This window comes from Citrobacter sp. CK206 (assembly GCF_030333125.1).
Taxonomy (GTDB): domain Bacteria; phylum Pseudomonadota; class Gammaproteobacteria; order Enterobacterales; family Enterobacteriaceae; genus Citrobacter_B; species Citrobacter_B koseri.
This window is the reverse complement of sequence record NZ_JAOWGM010000020.1, coordinates 393,931-414,638: the sequence shown is the minus strand read 5'-3', so window position 1 is coordinate 414,638 and position 20,708 is coordinate 393,931. Positions and strand designations below refer to the sequence as shown.

At 54.1% G+C, this 20,708-nt stretch carries 18 protein-coding genes; 10 read left to right on the top strand and 8 right to left on the bottom strand.

What is annotated here, in order from left to right; translation table 11 throughout:
• The first annotated feature begins 272 nt into the window (after window positions 1–272).
• From OGX81_RS02720 to OGX81_RS02680, 9 genes are read left to right on the top strand one after another with little or no spacing between them, the layout of a single operon-like run.
• On the top strand, window positions 273–593 hold the full coding sequence (locus tag OGX81_RS02720; RefSeq protein WP_012134369.1) for a glycine dehydrogenase: 321 nt from the start codon (window positions 273–275) through the stop codon (window positions 591–593).
• A gap of 10 nt (window positions 594–603) precedes the next feature.
• Entirely contained in the window at window positions 604–966 is a 363-nt protein-coding gene (locus OGX81_RS02715) for an SFCGS family glycine-rich protein (RefSeq protein WP_012134368.1), read from the top strand.
• A 2-nt stretch (window positions 967–968) separates the two neighbouring features.
• Entirely contained in the window at window positions 969–1,268 is a 300-nt protein-coding gene (locus OGX81_RS02710) for a DUF4312 family protein (RefSeq protein ID WP_012134367.1), read from the top strand.
• Between the two features lie 22 nt (window positions 1,269–1,290).
• The gene (locus OGX81_RS02705; RefSeq protein ID WP_012134366.1) at window positions 1,291–2,067 is read left to right on the top strand and encodes a DUF4311 domain-containing protein; all 777 of its coding nucleotides are present in this window, start codon (window positions 1,291–1,293) and stop codon (window positions 2,065–2,067) included.
• A gap of 14 nt (window positions 2,068–2,081) precedes the next feature.
• Window positions 2,082–2,726: a DUF4310 family protein gene (locus tag OGX81_RS02700; protein ID WP_012134365.1), complete on the top strand. Its 645-nt coding sequence runs from the start codon at window positions 2,082–2,084 to the stop codon at window positions 2,724–2,726.
• Window positions 2,727–2,784: 58 nt separating this feature from the next.
• A complete protein-coding gene (locus tag OGX81_RS02695) occupies window positions 2,785–3,918 on the top strand; it encodes an amidohydrolase/deacetylase family metallohydrolase (protein ID WP_047459397.1) in 1,134 nt (377 codons plus the stop codon).
• A complete protein-coding gene (locus OGX81_RS02690) occupies window positions 3,902–5,020 on the top strand; it encodes a DgaE family pyridoxal phosphate-dependent ammonia lyase (RefSeq protein WP_071257369.1) in 1,119 nt (372 codons plus the stop codon). The genes OGX81_RS02695 and OGX81_RS02690 overlap by 17 nt, the downstream gene beginning before the upstream one ends.
• Window positions 5,017–5,757 carry a 2-dehydro-3-deoxy-phosphogluconate aldolase gene (gene dagF, locus OGX81_RS02685; RefSeq protein ID WP_104867852.1) on the top strand — a complete coding sequence of 247 codons (741 nt, stop codon included), beginning with the start codon at window positions 5,017–5,019 and terminating at the stop codon, window positions 5,755–5,757. The genes OGX81_RS02690 and dagF overlap by 4 nt, the downstream gene beginning before the upstream one ends.
• Before the next feature lie 22 nt (window positions 5,758–5,779).
• Window positions 5,780–7,690, top strand: a complete 1,911-nt coding sequence (locus OGX81_RS02680) for a BglG family transcription antiterminator (RefSeq protein ID WP_104867851.1) — start codon at window positions 5,780–5,782, stop codon at window positions 7,688–7,690.
• Window positions 7,691–7,787: 97 nt separating this feature from the next.
• Here OGX81_RS02680 and nrdG read toward each other — a convergent pair whose 3' ends face one another.
• The 6 genes from nrdG to OGX81_RS02650 form a co-directional block, all read right to left on the bottom strand.
• On the bottom strand, window positions 7,788–8,252 hold the full coding sequence (gene nrdG / locus OGX81_RS02675; protein ID WP_104867850.1) for an anaerobic ribonucleoside-triphosphate reductase-activating protein: 465 nt from the start codon (window positions 8,250–8,252) through the stop codon (window positions 7,788–7,790).
• 106 nt (window positions 8,253–8,358) lie between these two features.
• A complete protein-coding gene (gene nrdD, locus OGX81_RS02670; RefSeq protein ID WP_047459384.1) occupies window positions 8,359–10,497 on the bottom strand; it encodes an anaerobic ribonucleoside-triphosphate reductase in 2,139 nt (712 codons plus the stop codon).
• A gap of 404 nt (window positions 10,498–10,901) precedes the next feature.
• Window positions 10,902–11,486 (bottom strand): fructose PTS transporter subunit IIA, encoded by a 585-nt coding sequence (locus tag OGX81_RS02665; RefSeq protein ID WP_286487522.1) that lies wholly within the window; start codon window positions 11,484–11,486, stop codon window positions 10,902–10,904.
• A 1-nt stretch (window position 11,487) separates the two neighbouring features.
• The gene (locus tag OGX81_RS02660) at window positions 11,488–13,197 is read right to left on the bottom strand and encodes a sugar phosphorylase (protein ID WP_104867848.1); all 1,710 of its coding nucleotides are present in this window, start codon (window positions 13,195–13,197) and stop codon (window positions 11,488–11,490) included.
• Window positions 13,194–15,812 (bottom strand): glycoside hydrolase family 38 N-terminal domain-containing protein, encoded by a 2,619-nt coding sequence (locus tag OGX81_RS02655; protein WP_104867847.1) that lies wholly within the window; start codon window positions 15,810–15,812, stop codon window positions 13,194–13,196. The genes OGX81_RS02660 and OGX81_RS02655 overlap by 4 nt, the downstream gene beginning before the upstream one ends.
• A 14-nt stretch (window positions 15,813–15,826) precedes the next feature.
• Window positions 15,827–17,224 carry a PTS fructose transporter subunit IIC gene (locus tag OGX81_RS02650; RefSeq protein WP_012134354.1) on the bottom strand — a complete coding sequence of 466 codons (1,398 nt, stop codon included), beginning with the start codon at window positions 17,222–17,224 and terminating at the stop codon, window positions 15,827–15,829.
• Window positions 17,225–17,404: 180 nt separating this feature from the next.
• On the opposite strand from OGX81_RS02650, the gene OGX81_RS02645 reads away from it, so the two are divergent.
• Window positions 17,405–18,064, top strand: a complete 660-nt coding sequence (locus OGX81_RS02645; protein WP_104867846.1) for a MurR/RpiR family transcriptional regulator — start codon at window positions 17,405–17,407, stop codon at window positions 18,062–18,064.
• 4 nt (window positions 18,065–18,068) lie between these two features.
• On the opposite strand, the gene OGX81_RS02640 is transcribed toward OGX81_RS02645, so the two are convergent.
• Both OGX81_RS02640 and treC read right to left on the bottom strand, forming a co-directional pair.
• Complete coding sequence (locus OGX81_RS02640) at window positions 18,069–18,815, bottom strand: oligogalacturonate-specific porin KdgM family protein (protein ID WP_047459367.1); 747 nt, start codon at window positions 18,813–18,815, stop codon at window positions 18,069–18,071.
• A gap of 196 nt (window positions 18,816–19,011) precedes the next feature.
• The gene (gene treC, locus OGX81_RS02635) at window positions 19,012–20,667 is read right to left on the bottom strand and encodes an alpha,alpha-phosphotrehalase (RefSeq protein WP_012134350.1); all 1,656 of its coding nucleotides are present in this window, start codon (window positions 20,665–20,667) and stop codon (window positions 19,012–19,014) included.
• Window positions 20,668–20,708 lie beyond the last annotated feature (41 nt).

Here is a 20,708-nt window from a genome sequence, read left to right as displayed (position 1 = left end):
ATAAGTAATCCCTATTCCCGTCACACTTTTTCACATTCGGCGATCGCGCGAATGTGCTTTTTCTCATCGGTTTTTCCGCCTTTCCTTGCGACGTATGTCACAGTTTTTCAGCGATAAATCGCCAAATCCCCCTTTTCTGTGGAACAGATCACTGTCGCCGCTCGCCTTTCCACTTCGAAGTGGAAAACAACTCGCTACAAACTTTTAACCCCTGCCGTTAGTTTTAACCCAGAGCCATTAACGGGGTAAGACGAGTGAATAACGGAGCAGTAATGAACGACATGGGGGAGCAGGTGACGGAGATCGGTGAACTGGCCGATCGCATGCTGGCGCAGGTGTATGCCTTACTCAGCGAACATCACATCATTCCCAACGCCGTACAGGAACAAATGCTGACGTCTCATGTTCGCGCCATGGCGCACCGGTCAGTGACCGGCGAGCCTTTGCCGGAAGTGGATGCCAGTTTATTTGATGAAATTTCAGCCGAATCAATGGCACTTGCCCGCGACATCGTGGCGGCGTTTGGCAACCTTCCAGAGGAAGAAGCCTGGCTGCTGTCAGTACATTTCGAAGTCGCGAAAGACAACCTTTAAGGAGCAAAAAATGGAACAGATTACAGTCGTAATTGGCGATCGTCTGGGTAAGGGCCAGAAAGTGGCGGCAGGTGTGGAAAAAGCCGGTGGTCGTGCGGTGGTGGTGCCGGGCGTGGCGGCGGATATGAAGCTGGGCGACGTGATGAAAGCGGAAAACGCTACCTTTGGCATCTCTTTTTGCGGTAGCGGCGGCGCGGGCGCCATCACGGCGCAAAACAAGTATGGCTACAAAGCCAAATACGGGATGCGCTCTGTGGATGAAGGCGTCACGGCTATCAACGAAGGCTGCAACGTGCTGGGGTTCGGCTTTATGGATAAAGAAGAACTTGGCGAGCGTCTGGTTCAGGCGTGGCAGAAGAAATACGGCGCTTAAGTATGAAAGAACAATTCACCACTACGGTGAGAGTCACCGGTAAAGGCGAAGCCAAAGCGCGCGCCTTTGCCGATGCCCTGAACCACGTTCAGGGCGCGGTGATGAAAGCATCGCCGCATATTTTATTGCGTATTGAGCCACAGGATGTGCAGGTTGTTCAAGCGCGTGAAACGGTGCGCAAAGAAGCGTTTTTATTTGTCTTTTTGCGCCGGGAAAGACGCACCTACAGCGTGGAGCTGGAAGTGACCGTCAACGTGACTGCCATCAATCTCGACAAGGTGGACTTCGTCGCGCAACGCTGATTCTTTATTAAAAGGCATAAATATGTTCCTGATAATATTAATAAAATCGCTCATCATTGGTGGCCTGGTCGGCGTCGGTGTGGGCGCCGGGGCTGCACGCATGTTTCATGCGCCGACTACACAGGGTATGGGCGCGTTTCGTACATTGGGGGAACTGAACTCCTGTGAAGGGGACCCGGCTTCTCACTTCTCCTTCGGTCTGGGCTTCTTCTTCAACGCCTGGGCCTCATCCGTTGCGGCGGGTTCATTCACGCAGGATGTCGATCACCGCATCATCCCGAACTGGGGCGCGGCAGCGCTGATGATCAAAAACCGCAATGTTGGCGAGACGCTGCACGATCCAAAGAAAATGGCGATTGCCTGCGGCATCATCGGCATGATCGTCGTGACCTTCCTCAACCTTACCGCCTCTTCCGTACCGGAAGCATTGCAGGTCACCGCCGTTAAGGTGCTGGTGCCTGCGGCTAACCTGCTGGTGAATACCGTGATGCCGGTTATCTTCTGGCTGGCGGCGATCGACGCCGGGAAAAAATCAGGCTTCTGGGCCACCGTGTTTGGCGGCGCGGCGCAACTGATCATGGGTAACGCCGTTCCGGGTCTGGTGCTGGGTATTCTGATCGGCAAAGGCGTTGAAGAGAGCGGCTGGAACCACGTCACCAAAGTGATGATGGTCGCCATTGTGGCGCTGTTTGTCCTGAGCGGCTTCTTCCGCGGCTTCGACATGAAGATGATCGAATCCTTCAATATGACCGTGCCGAACTGGCTCGAACTGATCCACGGCTCGCTCAGCGGCAAATAACGGAGGCCATCATAATGGAACAGAATAAAGGTTTTTGGTATGCCGACTGGTCGTTCCCGATCTTTGTAGGCTTGCTCTCATCCGGCGTTTTTGCCGGGACGCATATGTACTACCTGTACGGTATCGGCGCGTTTAACGAAGTGGCCTTTGTGGCAATGCTGAAAGCGGGGATGGACACCGGCGTTTACGGCGCGGTGGCTGCGTTTGGCGCAAGCTTCCTGTTTGCCCGCATTATCGAAGGGTCGCTGGTGGGGATTCTGGACATCGGCGGGGCGATCCAGACCGGCGTCGGTCTTGGGGTTCCGGCGCTGCTGCTGGGCGCAGGGATCGTTTTCCCGGTCGCTAACTTTGTCGCCTCGTTAATCACCGGTCTGGTGATTGGTCTGGCAATTGGCTACGTCATCATTCTGGCGCGTAAGTTCACCATCAATCAGAGCGACTCCACCTACGGGGCGGACGTGATGATGGGGGCGGGTAATGCGTCAGGCCGCTTCCTGGGGCCGCTGATCATCCTCAGCGCGATGACCGCCTCGATTCCAATCGGCGTGGGTTCTTTGCTGGGGGCGTTGCTGTTCTATCTCTGGCAGAAGCCGATCACCGGCGGCGCGATCCTCGGCGCCATGATTTTAGGTTCGATCTTCCCGATTGCCATTAGCTAACTGTTGATTTGTAGGCCGGATAAGGCGGTTACGCCGCCATCCGGCAAAGGAGAGAGCGATGTATGATTTACTCCTGCGCCGTGCGCGTCTGGTTGACGATACGGTGAGCGATATCGCCCTGAAGGACGGCAAAATTGCCGCGCTGGGCAATATCCAGCAACCGGCGGCGAAAACCGTCGATCTGCGCGGCGAGTATTACGTTAGCGCAGGGTGGATTGATTCCCACGTCCACTGCTATCCGAAATCCCCGATTTATCACGATGAGCCGGACAGCGTCGGTATTGCGACAGGCGTCACCACCGTTGTTGATGCGGGCAGTACCGGCGCAGACGACATTGATGATTTCTACACGCTGACCCGTGAAGCGGCCACTGAAGTTTATGCGTTGCTGAATATCTCCCGCGTAGGGCTGATCGCACAAAACGAACTGGCGAATATGGCCAATGTCGATGCGGACGCCGTGAAACAGGCGGTGAAACGCCATCCGAATTTCATTGTGGGCCTGAAGGCGCGAATGAGCAGCAGCGTGGTGGGTGAGAACGGCATTACGCCGCTGGAATGCGCCAAAGCGATGCAGAAAGAGAACGGCGATCTGCCGTTGATGGTACACATCGGCAACAACCCGCCGGATCTGGATGAGATCGCTGAGCGTCTGACGGCGGGCGATATCATCACTCACTGCTATAACGGCAAACCTAATCGCATTCTGACGCCGGGCGGCGAGCTGCGCGCGTCAATCACCCGGGCGCTACAGCGCGGCGTGCGCCTGGACGTTGGTCACGGCACTGCCAGCCTGAGCTTTGCGGTCGCGCAGCGCGCGATTAGCTTAGGCATTTTGCCGCACACCATCAGCTCAGATATTTACTGTCGTAACCGCATCAATGGCCCGGTTTATTCGCTTGCCAACGTGATGTCGAAATTCCTCGCTATCGGCATGACGCTACCGCAGGTCATCGACTGTGTGACGGCAAATGCCGCTGATGGCCTGAACCTGAAAAGCAAAGGCCGCCTTGAGCCAGGTCTGGACGCCGACTTGACCCTCTTTACGCTCAGGCGCCAGCCAACCGTGCTGGTGGACGCTGAAAACGACAGCTTACAGGCTGAAAAATTGCTGGTGCCGCTTGCCGCCATCCGTGCGGGTAAGGGCTATGTAACCGAACAAGGGAGTGCTGAACGTGACTTCGATTTATGAAAAATACAATCTGAAACAAGTGATTAATACATCAGGGCGCATGACCGCGCTCGGTGTTTCTACCCCGCGCCCGGAAGTAGTGCAGGCGGCAATGGATGGCATGAACCAGTACTTTGAGATGAAAGATCTGGTCAATAAAACCGGGGAGTACATTGCAAAACTGCTGGATGTGGAAGGGGCGACGGTCGTCTCCTGCGCCTCGGCGGGAATTGCCCAGTCGGTAGCGGCGGTACTGGTTCAGGACAGCGACTGGCTGCTGGAAAACCTGCATGTTACTCCGATCGAGAATAACGAAATTGTATTGCCGAAAGGGCACAACGTTAACTTTGGCGCGCCGGTTGGCACGATGGTGGCGCTGGGCGGCGGTAAGCTGGTCGAAGCCGGTTATGCCAACGAATGTTCCGCAGCGCAGCTTGCGGCGGCGATCACTCCGCGCACGGCGGCGATCCTCTATATCAAATCTCACCACTGCGTGCAGAAAAGCATGCTCAGCGTAGAGCAGGCGGCGGTAGTCGCGCGCACGCACAATTTACCGTTGATTGTGGATGCGGCGGCAGAAGAGGATTTGCAGTGTTACTACCGCGTCGGCGCGGATCTGGTGATCTACAGCGGCGCGAAAGCGATTGAAGGGCCGACCAGCGGTCTGGTGATCGGTAAAACTCAGTACGTCGAGTGGGTGAAACGCCAGACGGCGGGCATTGGCCGCGCCATGAAAGTCGGCAAAGAGGGCATCCTCGGGCTGACCTGCGCCATCGAACTCTACCTGAACGCGCAGAAAGAGAGCGGCGCGGAGATGGTCGAAAAAATGACGCCGTTTATTGATGCGCTGAATGCGCTTAATGGCGTGAGCGCCCGCGTGGTGTGGGACAGCGCTGGACGCGATATCGCGCGAACGGAAATTAAATTCGATGAGGCCGTGACCGGCATTGCCACCGGCGATCTGGTGGAAGCCCTCAAACAGGGTGAGTACGCCATCTATTTCCGTGGCTACAAAGCTAACGAAGGCATTATTGAGGCGGATGTCCGCAGCGTAAATCAGGTGCAACTGGAGATTGTGGCACGCCGCATTCGCGACGTGATTAATCAGGAGAAAAAAGCATGAAACTGACCCCTAACTTTTACCGTGACCGCGTTTGTCTGAACGTTCTGGCGGGTTCCAAAGAGAACGCCCGTGAGATTTATGCGGCGGCGGAAGGCCATGTGCTGGTCGGCGTGCTCTCCAAAAATTACCCGGATGTCGACAGCGCGGTGGCGGATATGCGCGAATACGCGGCGCTTATCGACAATGCCCTCTCCGTTGGCCTGGGGGCTGGCGATCCGAACCAGTCGGCGATGGTGAGCGAAATCTCTCGTCAGGTGCAGCCGCAGCACGTTAATCAGGTCTTTACCGGCGTGGCGACCAGCCGCGCGCTGTTGGGGCAGGGTGAAACGGTCGTTAACGGTCTGGTCTCCCCGACGGGGACGCCGGGCAGGGTGAAAATTTCTACCGGCCCGCTGAGCAGCAAAACGCCGGACGGCATTGTTCCCGTTGAGACGGCGATTGCCCTGCTGAAAGACATGGGCGGCAGCTCGATTAAATACTTCCCGATGGGCGGCCTGAAATGCCGTGATGAGTACAAAGCGGTAGCGGAAGCCTGCGCCCGTCACGACTTCTGGCTGGAGCCGACTGGCGGTATCGATCTGGAAAACTTTGGCGAGATTTTGCAGATTGCGCTTGATGCTGGCGTCAGCAAAATCATTCCTCACATTTATAGTTCGATTATTGATAAGGTGAGTGGCAACACCCGTCCAGACGATGTGCGCCAGCTGTTGGCCATTACCCGGACGTGCGTAGGTTAATAGCAAGAGTGAGGTAAGTGACGTGCGATTCCCCAACCAACGTTTGGCACAGCTGTTTGATATGTTGCAAAACGAGACGCTGCCGCAGGATGAGCTGGCGCAGCGGTTGTCGGTTTCCACGCGCACCGTGCGGGCGGACATTACTGCGTTGAATGCGTTGCTGACGCAGTATGGCGCGCAGTTTGTTCTGAGCCGGGGCAACGGTTATCAGCTCCGAATTGACGATCCGACCCGCTATCAAACCCTGCGGGAGCAGCAGCCGAGTACGCTGCGCATCCCGCGAACCAGCCAGGAACGGGTGCACTATCTGGTGGTTCGTTTCCTGACGTCCGCTTTCTCGCTCAAACTGGAAGATCTGGCGGATGAGTGGTTCGTCAGCCGCGCGACGCTGCAAAACGATATGGCGGAAGTTCGCGAGTGGCTGCGCCGCTATCATCTGACGCTGGAAACCCGCCCGCGCCACGGCATGAAATTGTTCGGCAGCGAAATGGCGATCCGCGCGTGTCTGACCGATCTTCTGTGGACGCTGGCGCAGCAGGACCCGGCGAACCCGCTGATTGTGGAAGAGGCGCTTAACGCGGGCGTGCCGGAGCAATTGCAGCCGATTTTGCAGGAAATATTTACCCGTTTTCGTATCCGTCTGACAGATGAAGGCGAGCTGTTTTTACGCCTGTATTGCGCCGTCGCGGTACGGCGCATCAGCGAAGGGTATCCGCTGTCGGAATTTACCACGGAAGAGGTGGAGGACAACGTCTGCTTCGCGGCGCGGGATATTGCGGCGGTGCTGCAACACCTGGCGGATAAACCGCTGTCGGCGTCTGAAGAGAACTGGCTGAAGGTACACATTGCCGCACGGCAGGTGCAGGAGATTGCTCCCAGCGCCATCAATGCCGATGACGATGAAGCGCTGGTTAACTATATCCTCCGTTTTATCAACACGCAGTACAACTATAACCTGTTAAATGACAAACAGTTACATGCCGACCTGCTCACCCACATCAAAACGATGATCACGCGGGTGCGCTATCAGATAATGATCCCCAATCCGCTACTGGAAAACATTAAGCAGCACTACCCTATGGCGTGGGATATGACGCTGGCGGCCGTGTCGGGTTGGGGAAAATACACGCCGTATACCATCAGCGAAAACGAGATTGGTTTTCTGGTATTGCATATCGGCGTTGGGCTGGAGCGTAGTTACAACATCGGTTACCAACGGCAGCCTAAAATCCTGCTGGTATGTGACGCGGGAAATGCGATGGTACGCATGATCGAAGCGGTGCTGGCGCGGAAATATCCGCAGATTGAGATCGTGAAAACCCTGACTCTGCGTGACTATGAGCAGCGGGACAGCATTGCCGAAGATTTTGTCATCTCTACCGCGCGCGTCAGCGAAAAAGATAAGCCGGTGGTCATGATTGCGCCATTCCCTACCGACTACCAGCTGGAGCAGATCGGCAAGCTGGTGCTGGTGGACAGAACCCGCCCGTGGATGCTGAACAAATACTTCGACGCCGCCCACTTTCGCATTATCGACGGAGCAATGGATCAGCAGACGCTGTTTAAGACATTGTGCGATCAGCTGCAAAGCGAGGGGTTTGTGGATGCGGAGTTTCTCGACTCGGTGGTTGAGCGTGAAGCCATTGTCAGCACAATGTTAGGCGACAGCATCGCCCTGCCGCACGCCCTGGGATTGCTGGCAAAGAAAACAGTGGTCTATACCGTGCTTGCGCCGCAGGGCATCGTCTGGGGAGATGAGACGGCGCACGTTATCTTTTTACTCGCCATCAGTAAAAGCGAGTACGAAGAAGCAATGGCGATCTACGATATTTTTGTCACTTTCCTGCGTGAGCGCGCCATGACGCGACTCTGCGCCAGCCAGAATTTTGCCGAGTTCAAAGCGGTAGCGATGGAGTGCGTGAGCCGTTTTTGAGAGGCGTTTTCCAGAAATGAATGTTAATGCAAATGTAATGCTATAACGCATTACATTTGTTTATCCTGAAACAGAGAAACGGCGTTAAAGAGTGCGATCAACGTAAATGATGGACGACCTGGTTACTGCTGCCGCGCCAGATCAGCATCGGGTCTTTAAGATCCTGTACGAATTTACCGTCGACCAGCACGTTAATCAGATCCACAACCTGCATTTGCGCGGCGTTGAGTTCATCCAGCTTATAACCCGTCCATACCCAGATGTCTTTGCCGGGGCACTCTTCGCGAATGCGTCGCACCAGTTTCAGAATGTCCGGTACGTTTTGGGGATGCAGCGGATCGCCGCCAGACAGTGAGATCCCCTGGCGTTTAATCCGCTCGTCGTTCAGATCGTTAATGATCTGGTCTTCCATCTCTTTCGTAAACGGTTTACCCGAATTGAGCCGCCAGGTGCTTTTGTTGTAACACCCGGGGCATTCATGCACGCACCCGGAAACAAACAGAGTACAGCGCGTGCCGGGGCCGTTGACGATGTCGACGGGGTAGTACTGGTGAAAGTTCATAGTCTGTAACCACGCCGGGTGGCGCTACGCTTACCCGGCCTACAGTAAGAGTGCAGTCCGTAGGCCCGGTAAGCGTAGCGCCACCGGGCATTAACGTGACAGCGGATTAACCGATCTGCCCATTGCCTAAATGCTTAACGCGGCGCTTCACTTCTTCCTGCTTACCGGCGTTAAACGGACGCGCATCCGGGCTGCCTAAATAACCGCATACGCGGCGGGTGACTGAAACACGCGCGGCGTCGTGGTTACCGCATTTCGGGCAGGTAAACCCTTTGCTGGTGCACTCGAACTCGCCGGTAAAGCCGCACTCGTAACACTCATCGATTGGCGTGTTGGTTCCGTAATACGGCACATGCTGATAGCTGTAATCCCAGACGTCTTCCAGCGCTTTCAGGTTGTGCTGAATGTTCGGGTATTCGCCGTAGCAAATGAAGCCACCGCTCGCCAGCGGCGGATACGGCGCTTCGAAATCGATTTTATCGTACGGGTTCACCTTCTTCTCCACGTCGAGGTGGAAGCTGTTGGTGTAGTAGCCTTTATCGGTCACGCCCGGCACGACGCCAAACTCAGCGGTATCCAGACGGCAGAAGCGGTCGCACAGGTTCTCGCTCGGTGTGCTGTACAGGCTGAAGCCATAGCCGGTTTCGTCTTTCCACTGATCCACCGCCTGACGCAGGCGCTCGACAATGGCGATACCTTTAGCGCGCAGCGCTTCGCTGTCGTACAGATGTTTGTCGCCAAACAGCGCGTTGATGGTTTCGTGAATACCGATATAGCCCAGCGAAATTGACGCGCGGCCATTTTTGAAAATCTCGGAAACGTCATCGTCAGCTTTCAGGCGGACACCACAGGCGCCTTCCATATAAAGGATTGGCGCAACGCGGGCTTTCACGCCTTCCAGACGGGCGATACGGGTCATCAGCGCCTTACGCGCCAGTACCAGGCGATCGTCCAGTAGCTTCCAGAACGTTGCTTCATTACCACCGGCTTCCAGCGCGATACGCGGCAGGTTGAGGCTGATGACGCCCAGGTTGTTGCGGCCATCGTGAACCTGTTCGCCGTTCTCATTTTCCCAGACGCCGAGGAAGCTGCGACAGCCCATAGGCGTTTTGAACGAACCGGTCACTTTCACCACCTGATCGTAGTTCAGGATGTCTGGATACATACGTTTGCTTGCGCACTCCAGCGCCAGCTGTTTGATGTCGTAGTTTGGATCGCCAAACTTGTGGTTCAGACCGTCGCGAATCGCAAACACCAGTTTCGGGAACACGGCGGTTTTACGGTTCTTACCCAGACCTGCGATACGGTTACGCAGGATGGATTGCTGAATCAGGCGCGATTCCCAGCTGGTGCCGAGGCCAAAACCAAAGGTGACGAACGGCGTCTGTCCGTTGGCGGTGTGCAGCGTATTCACTTCGTATTCCAGAGACTGGAAAGCGTCGTAGCACTCTTTCTCGGTACGGGCGTGCGCGTAGCCGTCAGCGTCCGGGATCTGCCACTCTTCGGCGGTCTTACGGTGTTTATTGAAGCTGGCGGTAACAAACGGCGCCAGCACTTCATCAATACGGTTGATGGTGGTGCCGCCATAAATATGGCTGGCGACCTGCGCGATGATTTGCGCGGTTACGGCCGTGGCGGTGGAGATGGATTTCGGCGGCTCGATTTCCGCATTCCCCATCTTAAAGCCCTGCGTCAGCATGCCTTTCAGATCGATCAGCATACAGTTGAACATCGGGAAGAACGGAGAATAGTCGAGATCGTGATAGTGAATGTCACCACGCTCGTGCGCCTGCACCACATCACGCGGCAGCAGATGCTGACGGGCGTAGTGTTTCGCCACGATACCGGCCAGCAGATCGCGCTGGGTCGGGATCACTTTACTGTCTTTGTTGGCGTTTTCGTTCAGCAGCGCGGAGTTGGTTTGCTCAACCAGACCACGAATTTCCTGGTTCAGACGGCCACGTTTTTCACGTTGAATATCACGGTCATGGCGGTATTCAATGTAAGCGCGAGCGAGTTGTTTGTACGGCCCGGACATCAGCTGGTTCTCAACGGCTGTCTGGATCTCGTTGATATCAACCTGGCTGCGCTCATTCATCTGGTTACTAACGACTTCTGCGACGGTGGCGCAGTAATCTGCGTCATCGACTCCCGCTGCTTTAGCTGCACGCAGAATGGCTTCCTTGATGCGCTCTGATTTAAACGGCACTTTACAGCCATCTCGTTTCATCACATGCGGTGTCATGATCACTCCATATTTATAAGAACAGGTTATCCACAGAGGCTGAGGAAGTCTGCGTGGGTTTATTCATCTCTCTATCCAACGACTTCCCGCAATCCCGACCCACGTTATCCACAACATCACCGTTATGGCGTCGTGTTGTGTTTGTAGCAATTGTAGTCGATTAATACAACATATTGGGTCGGGTTGCATTTTAAGTTCTATATGTAGTGATTTGCATCAAAGATGTTTACGATTTTATTGATTCAGAACAAAGTAAAAATTTAAGAGTACGAATGGCGGGCGCTTGCGCTTAATGTAAATTTTTGGACTTAAAAATTGCGTAAAAATTCAACAAAATTCGGGCGTTAAGCCAGGCGTTCGTCAAACCGGCGCGAAAAGAAACGACCGGTTTGACGCAGGAGGGGTTATTGCGCTGTTGCGTTCATCCAGTGAATACCCGCATTGATAAATGCAGCAACAGCGACGATCCCCAAAACCAGGGGGACAAGCCGGGTGTTTTTCACCGCAATGGCGGGGTCTGGCGAAACCGAAGGCGCATCTGGCGAGAGCAGCGCAAGCACCTCTTCGGCAGAGGAAGCGTTGATGAGTGATTCACGCACTTTATCGTCCACCAGAGATGAGGTCAGCCGGGTTAATAATTGCATATGCGTACTGCCTGCTTCTTCTGGGGGAATCGCCAGCAGAAACACCAGTTGAACCTCCTCGTCCCCCTCAAGACCCGGCCACATGACGGGCTGGTGAAACAGGGTGACGCTAAATGCGGCCTGGACAACCGAGCCGCATTTCCCATGTGGGACAGCCAGCGACTCTCCCAACGCCGTGGGTCCTTCGCTTTCACGGCGCAGGACGCTATCAATAAACATCGCCTTGTCGTTGATCAGGCCCTGCCTGAACAGGGCGGCGGACATCTCCCCGATCACCGCTTCAGGAGTGCGGTGCGGCGGATCGATAAAAATCAGTTCAGAATGCGTAAGCGCGGACAACTCCATGTTATGCCTCCGGTTGCGTATCAGTGAGAATCCATACCGTTTGCCAGCCGGAAAGCTCGCAAGCGCCGTTGAATGCTGCGCCCGTCAGCAGATCTGTTCCTGTGACAGGCAGTGAAAGTGATTGTGGTATTCCTGTGACGTTCACGACGCAGTACAGCGTTTCGCCTTCTGTAGGATGCTGGCGAACGACGCCAAAGAGCGCGTCAGGCAATTCAGGAACGCGCTGTGAGGCGAACGGAGAAAATGCGGGATGCTGCTGGCGTATACACGCTAACTTCGCCAGAGACGCGTAGATTCGGGATTGTCTCGTTTCCGGCGAGAGCAACTGCTCATGGAGCGTGGCAGCGTCCAGTTTTTCCCGGTTAATGCGGCGATTTATGCCCGATTCGAGCAGCCCGGCGTTGTCATTTTCACTGCCGAAGAGGCTGTGATAATAGATCGCAGGCACACCCCGCAGCATAAAGAGGATGGCGTGCGCGGCGGTGAATCTGGCGAGCTGGTCGTCGGGACTTTCCCCTGGCTCGCTCAATGCGCTCAGAAAGTTGATGTTAAGTTCATACGGCGACTGGCTGCCGTCAGGGTTGGTTTTCCATGAAATACGCCCCTGCTTGCGTTCTACCTCGCTTATCAGAAACTGCCGCTCTTCTGCACAAAGGAGATTTTCCACGGGACGCAGCCCGATGCCGTCGTGGCTGGCGAGGAAATTAAAAAAGGTCGTCTTGTCGGGAAACGCATCCTGTTCCAGACGTTGCGCCCACTGGCGTAACCAGCGTGCGTTACCGCGTAAAAAGGCATGGAGCGTCAGCGGCGGCAAGGGGAACTGATACACCATGTGAGCTTCATCGCCGTTGCCGAAGTAGCTGATATTTTCCTGATGCGGGACGTTGGTTTCCGTAATCAACAGGCAGTCAGGCCAGGTTGCATCCAGAATGGCGCGCCAGAGTTTAACGATCAGATGCGTCTGCGGCAGGTGAATACAGGTGCTGTTTCGCTCTTTCCACAAAAAACCGATCGCATCGAGCCTGATTGCGCGCGCGCCGCGCGCTGCGTATTCCAGCAGGATGTCGATACTTTCCAGTAACACGTCAGGTTCACGGAAATTCAGATCGATCTGATCGGCGCTGAATGTCGTCCAGATATGTACGGTTTCCCCCGTTTTGCGCTTGAATGGCGTAAGCAGGGGAAGGGCGCGTGGACGCGTGACAAGATGATAGTCATCGTCAGGGTCGGCGCTAATAAAGTAGTGCTGATAACGCGGTTCGCCGTGTAAATAGCCCTGGAACCAGCGGCTTTGCTGAGAGACATGGTTAATCACGAAATCAAACATCAGATTAAAATCGCCTGCTAGCGCTGCAATGTCTGACCACTGGCCTAACTCTGGCGCAATGTGGCGATAATCTTTAACGCTGAAGCCATCATCAGATGTCCACGGGAACATGGGCAGCAGGTGAATGTCGCTGATGACGCCTTTAAGCCAGCGTGTCGAAAACTGATGCAGACAGGCAAGAGCGTTTGCGTCCCCGCTATGGATACTGTCGCCGTAAGCTATCATCCACACCCGGCTCTGATCCAAAGGCGCGGCGGTTTGCTCCCGTAGCTTCCAGCGTTGACAGAGTTGCTCGATTTTCGCCGCCAGCGCGTACCGATCCGCATGGGGATAAAGCTGAGCTAACGTGTTTTTGATGAAGGTATGATGGGCGTTCTGGCTCATACTTTTTCGTTACGCTCCTGATGAGTAAAAAGAAAATCACACGTACTGCAAGGCAAAATGGTGGCGCAATCTGCGACAGGTTCTTCCAGATAATTGATCTGCGGAATATTTCTTAGCGAAGGCGGGAGCGGCACCGGGTGCTCTCCGGCATTGAAAATGCGAATGATTGTTCCGTCTACCGTATGGGCATGGGGTATTGCGGAAAGCATCAGCGGTTCGGGAAGCGTCAGCAGGCTGAATGTTTCCGGCAGCGAGCGCGAAACAAAATTGAGCGTAAAACGCTCCAGGCGGTTGTCCAGCGTGTTCAACGTCTGATTTTGCCAGGTGAATGGCTGGCGCGTCACGCGGGTTTCAAGATGCCTTAACGTCATAGGGTCGGCCCGATCGGCAAGCGCCAGCGTCAGGCTGAAATGCAGCGGTTTAAGCAGTTGCGCGTCGGGCGTGTTGACGACGGTATTATTAATGCCGGAAGCGCGTCCGGGTCGCCAGTCAAGATCGTCACGTCCCAGGACTCCCGTTGATTTAAACAACGTTAACGCTATCTGCGCCGTCCCGTTCTGGCATATCTGAAACTCTTTCATGCCCAGGCTATTGATGATGAGCGAGCGGTTGTTTTCCTCGATGGCGATAATGCCCTCGCTGGTTTCAATATCGACCGGCTTTTCCCGATAGTGCTGACGCCAGTCGGCTGGCGCATCGGCAACAGGACGCCGGATGACGGCAAAGGGCTGAGAGGCGATGGATTCCGTGGTGCGAATATCGCTGTTGATGAGTAAGCGCAGGCGGTGATCGCAGACGGTGTTTTCCAGCGAAACGTCGATAAAAAGCTGAGCGTCATGCTGGCGAAGCTCGCAGACAAGGCGTACAGGGTAGGGCTGAACATCCTGCGCCGCTCGCGCCGCCAGTGAAGGGGGCAGCATCAGCGTGGCGCTTAGCGTCATCCGTTCAATGTGCGGGCCTTTCTCGCAGGCAATGAGCGTAAATGTGTGGCAGCGCTGCGGAACATCGCCCTCCAGCGGCGAAAAGTCATAGCTATCGCCCGCATCCGCACAGTCTTCAAAGGCCAGCAGGTCGGATATTACCCGGCCGTTGCGCTTATCATGAAGCGACAGCGAACCGGCATGCAGCACCAGCCGGTAATCGTTGTTTTCAATGGCGCTTTCAGCGCAGTTGCGCATTGCAGGCGCGGTGCGTGACGATTCCTGCACCTGAATGTGGGTATAACCCAGCGGCGGTAACGCTGGCGCGTCAATAGCGACCTGCCAGCGGTAATAAGGCGGAAGTTCGACCTCTTTTTCGCCCTGCACAGTAACCTGAACCGTGCGCCCGCCGGAGACCTGCGTGCGTTCGAGAACGCTGAACGAAAGAGGACGCGCATGATGGCTGAGTTCAATACCGGCCGTACGGCTATATAATGTGGCTTTGATAATGCCCGACCAGGCGGTGGCGCTGGGGTTGATGACGAAAAGATCGCCCTCTTCACAACTGGCGGTCGCCAGTTCTTTTACGACCAGATTCCACAGGCTATGGCTAAGCTGTTCCGTTTGCTCAAGGCGATGGAGAATGTCGCGATTGGTGGCATCGCTGTTACACCCGCCGATGGAGTCATGCGCATGATTACGCAGAAGGTTTTTCCATATCTGGTCAACCCACTGCACGTTGACCTCAATGCCCTGATAACGCGCCAGCGCAATGGTGGGTTCGAGCTTGCCTAACAGGAACTGTTCAACATCATAATTCTTCTTTTTGATGTCGTAACGTACTGAACCGATTGTTTTATGAATGCGGGTATAGCGGGGAGATTTTAATTCCCCTTGCCAGCGATCATATCCTGATGCCTGTTGTCGAAGGCGGTCAATGTACGCTTCCAGAGAGGAGATCTGAAAACGATCGCCTTCAGGGGAACATGCGCTGGCGATACGCAGTATCTCCGGCAGATGGGGATCAATATTGACCTGGTCGCCGCCGCAGGGCAGGAGCAGATCATTCAGGCCGGAGCGTTGGCGGATGTGGTTAACGATTGGGAATATTTTGTCGTGCAGATGCGCGTCGTTTGCACGAATATTTTTTGCCGCGCCATAGCCGAAGGGCATGGCGCAAGCGATAACCTGCGCGCCGGACGGCGCTTGCCAGATGAACTGACTCTTTTCAACCTGCGTATCATGGTTGATGCCCCGCCAGAAAACGATGTTATCAAGGTTACACCCGCGAAGCAGAGTCGGGAGCTGGCTGTTATGGCCGAACGTATCGGGTAAATAGCCGACCATCATGGCATGGCCCAGTTTACGCGCGGAAAGTATCCCGTATTTCAGGTTGCGAATGATGGATTCGCCATGAACATTATACGTATCCGTCTGGGTGTACCACGGGCCGATAAAAAGCCGTCTGTCGGCGACCAGCTGTTTCAGCCGTTCGCAGTATTGAGGATTGACGGCCAGGAAATCTTCCACGACAGCGGTTTGGCCGTCGAAGTGGTAACAGGTATACGCAGGGTTCTGTTCCAGGGTTCGGATCACATCCGCAAAATTCCAGGACGCGAGAATATTGCTATCCTGCAAGGTGAAATACCATTCCTGATCCCAGTGCGTATGGGCGATGACGTGAATGTTGCTCATTTCTACTTCCTGAATTATTTGGCGATCTTAGGGCTGGCGAAGAGCACGCCCAGCGCGCATACAAGAGAACCGGCAAACACGCTGATCAGATACCCTGTGACATTTGTCGCCAGCGGCCATCCCCAGATGGCAGGCAACGGCAGCGATTGCTTCACGCCGAGTGCGATAGCAATAAGCGCGCCGGACATCGCGCCGACCATAAAGACCGGAATCAGGCGTGGATTTTTCAGGATGAAAGGAATGGCGCCTTCTGAAATACCAATGAATCCCAGCAGTAAAGACGTACCGCCGACGGTTTTTTCTTCGCTGCTAAACACGTTGGGCAGGCCAAAACGGTTATTCAGCAACGCCGCCAGGCCGACGCCGATAGATGGAATGACGATCGCCAGCTCTCTGGCGGTTAAATCGAAGGTTTCGCTGACGCCGTTAAGCCCCAGCGCCACCGAACCAGCGGCTTTATTGATGGGGCCGCCGAGGTCGAAGGCCGTCCCTGCGGCGATCATCATGGCGTAAAAACCGCGCCCGGTGTCGCCAGCGGAGGTGAAAAACTCGACCATCGCCTGATTGATTGCGCCAAAGAAGGGGTTGATCAGGTACTGCATAACGATGACGAGCGTAATGCCGGTACACAGCGGCACGATAAGCATCGTTTTAATGGTGGTAAGCTGGGCGCGAACGTTAATGGTATTGTTGAGCCACTGCACCAGATGACCGACAAAAAAGCCGATGGCGATGGCGCCGAAGAAGCCTGAGGGCATAAAACCGTCGAGATCAAAAAAGCGTTTATAGACCTCGTCGGACATAATGCCGCCGATAAGTCCGGGGATCAGCGCAGGTTTACCGGCAATAGAGAACGCGAGGTACATGGCAAAAACCGGGTACATGAATTTGATCACCATAAAGCCCAGTTTATCCAGCACCTCGAACGGCGTACCGGCAATTGGAATAAACTGCCCGGTTATTTTGGCGACCGCCATCAGTAATCCGCCGAGGACGACGACCGGGAGCATATAGCTGATCGCCGCCATAATATGGCCGATGAAGGTCTGCCAGGCGGAGCGAGCCTCTTCCTGTTCTTCACACGCTGCCGTTACGGTTTTATCCATCGCCAGCGCCTGACGCAGGTAACGATCGGTGTTTTTGATCAATTCCTGAGTGCGTATTTTGAGATGAGGAACGTTATCGAATCGTTCAGCGTCCTGGATGGGAACATCGATTGCCAGAATGACGGCATCTGCGCTGGCAATATCTTGTCGGGAAAGCTTGTTTTTGACGCCATCGCTTCCTTGTGTTTCCACTTTGACGATGACGTTATTTTCTTCTCCCCACGCTGCAATTTTGTTGGCAGCCATAAAGGTATGAGCGATGCCGGTCGGGCATGCCGTTATCGCGACGACTTTTTGCCTTGTCATTGTAAAACCCCTAACAATAGAATTGCAGAAATTATAAAGAGAAATAAAAAAGGCAATAAAAGGTTTGATGGTACTAATTGCGTATCACCATACCTGTTGAATAGAGTGTGATTCGCATTCCAGTGTTATAAATACGATATTGATAGAATATATTATATTCGTAGGTTAAGGGTGGGTTTTATGAATTCCTTTCAGGGTAGTGAAAGATTAATATTTGAGTATATTCAGTGTCATGCTCATGAAATATCGGGTATTTCAGCTAAGGTGATTGCGAGCGAAACATTCACCACTACAACATCCGTTAATCGGGTGTGTAAAAAAATGGGATACCGGAGCTATACCGAGCTACGGTATCAGTTTTCTCGCGACAGGTTAATAGCCGAACCCGCAAGATATGTTGTTGGTGATGAAAAAGAAGAGACCATTACACAACTGTGCAACATACTGGTTAATTCCAGCCATATCTTCTTATATGCGCGCGGCGCGTCATTGACCAGCCTGAATTATTTGTCGCGTTTTTTGTCGCTGGCGAGCTTGCCGCACCTCATTCTCAATGATGTTCATCAGCTGACGCGTGTCTCTAAAGGTACGCTGGTGTTGATCAGCAAATCGGGTGAAACGGCATCGTTAGTCGAAATGGCGCGAAACGCGTTACGTAAGGGATTAAAAATCATTGCGATTACAAAACGAGAATCCACATTAGCGACGATTTCAACATTATGCTGGCCTCTGGATATTGATATTGACGCAATCTCGTTATATCAACGAGAAGGCCAGCTGGAACTGCTGACGGTAGTAGACCGCATCGGATGTTATCTGCTGCAATACGATGCGGCATAGCGCGTTAAAGCTGTTTTACGATACCAAGACGTACGGCGTAATCATTTTCATGATGACCGTCGTCATTGATATAGGTTTTATCAAGAGAGACCAGCTCGACGTACGGCGTCCAGCCATCGTCCAGTTTGTAGTTGAACGCGAGGGTATGTTCCCAGTAAGTATCGTCGCCCGTCCCCTGATCGACGCCATCCTGATAGCGGAAACGGGGGTTATAAGACATGCCAAAGTTACCAATATTGTAGGCAAACCATATATCGAACTGATGAGATTCACGACGTGTATAACCGCTGCCGTCTAACTCTCTGTCGCTGTGCGCATCGTTCACCGTGTTGTAACGATAACGGGCAGAAAGGTTAAGGCCATTATCGAAGGATTTCCAGCCCTGAATAAAAGGGCGATAATGGGTATTACTGGACGTAAATACGGTGACCATCCCCGGTGCGACCGAGTAACCGTCACCTAAATCAAAGCGCCAGCGAGTTTCTATTTCCTGGGCCGCTTCGGTCACGCCTTTATCATCGGAACTGTAGCGATCGGTATCGCCAAAAAACGTATCGTTATGGTTTTGCGCAGCTTCAACGGAGAAATAAAAACCATTGTCGGCCTGGTGCATGACTTTAATTCTGGAATCATTAGCTTCTGAATTGGTATTATGACCAAAACGCAAATCAACAGAGGTATTACCGCACCATCCCTGGCTGCTAATGAGTAAAGCTGAAAGTAAACTTAACTTAATAAGAGGTTTATTCATGATATCCTGCCGGTTATATGATAAGTGTCAGTGGCAGGTCTATTTTTGTTTTATTCTTTAGCGCGTGTAAATTTTATGATGGTACATTCTAAGTATCACTATACGCGGCATTTTTTACTCTGTCAGAAAGACGGAGAAAATATCTGTGGGCTGAATAATCCGGGATACAGACAGGTCTGTCCGTATCCCGTTGTGATTACTTTTGCAACCACCAGACGGCCTCAAACGGGCGTAACGTCATGGCGGCAGGGCGGGTGGCAACCTCGTCGTAGTTGTGCATCAGTGCCTGCCAGTTTCCTTCGTGATGCTCTGGCAGCCAGGCCTGACAGGCGTTGCTCAGGTTGGCGACCACCAGTAACCGCTGCCCCTGCCATTCGCGGCGATAGCACCATACATGCGGGCTGTCCGGTAGCAGATCCTGATAATTCCCCCAGGTTAAGACCGGCTCTGTTTTGCGCAAGGCAATCAGTCTTTGATAGGTGTAGAACACCGAGTCTTCATCATTTAGCGCCGCTGCCACGTTGATGTCCGCATAGTTATCGCAGAGGTTGATCCACGGCTCGCCTTGCGTAAACCCTGCATTCGCGCTGCTATCCCACTGCATGGGCGTGCGGCTGTTATCGCGGGATTTGCTGGCAAGAATAGCCAGTAAATCATTGGCTTCCCGGCCCTGGGCGCGCAGCCCGGCAAACATGTTGTGGCTTTCCACGTCACGGTAATCGGTGATGTGGGAGAAATGCGGGTTTGTCATGCCAATTTCTTCGCCCTGGTAGATATAGGGCGTACCCTGCATACCGTGCAGCACCATCGCCAGCATCTTCGCCGCCGGAACCCGCAGTTCGCCTTCGTCGCCAAAGCGCGACACGATACGCGGCTGATCGTGGTTACACCAGAACAGGGCATTCCAGGCAACGTTATGCATCCCCTGCTGCCAGTGGCGAAACAACGCTTTTAGCGCCACGTAATCCGGCTTTGCCAGCGTCCATTTCTCGCCGCCGGGATAATCGACTTTCAGATGATGGAAGTTAAAGGTCATCGACAGCTCGCTGCCATCGAGAGCGGCATACCGCTGACAGTTTTCCAGGGTGGTGGATGACATTTCGCCCACCGTCATCAGGTTACGTGGAGTAAAAACGTCACGGTTCATCTCGTGCAAGAACTCATGCGCGCGCGGCCCGTCGGTGTAAAAGCGGCGACCATCGCCGTCCAGATCGTTCGGGAAACGCTGATCTTTGGAGATGAGGTTCACGACATCCAGGCGCAGCCCGTCCACGCCGCGATCGGCCCAGAATTCACACACTTTTTTCAGCTCAGCGCGTACCGCTGGATTTTCCCAGTTCAGGTCGGCCTGTTCCGGGGCGAAAAGGTGCAGGTAATACTGTTCGCTCTGGGCATGCCAGCGCCAGGCGCTGCCGCCAAATTTGGAGCGCCAGTTATTGGGCGGCGCATCCGGCGTACCGTCGCGCCAGATATAAAACTCCCGGTGCGGACTCTCTTTATTCAGCGCGTTATGGAACCAGGCATGCTGCGTGGAGGTGTGGTTAAACACCATATCCAGAATAATGCGGATGCCGCGCGCTTTGGCCTGCGCCGCCAGTTCGTCAAAATCATCCAGCGTGCCGTAGGCCGGGTCGATGGCGGTGTAGTTCGCGACGTCGTAGCCGTTATCAATCTGCGGTGAAACATAGAATGGCGTCAGCCAGATAGCATCCACCCCCAGTTTTTGCAGGTAATCAAGACGCTGCGTAACGCCGCGTAAATCGCCGGTTCCGCTGCCGGTCGTGTCCTGAAAACTTTTGGGATAGATCTGGTAAATAACGCCGTTTTGCCACCAGTGGGGAAGGGTATTCATGCTTGTAACCTACATATGCGATGGGGCGCAACTGCGCCCCG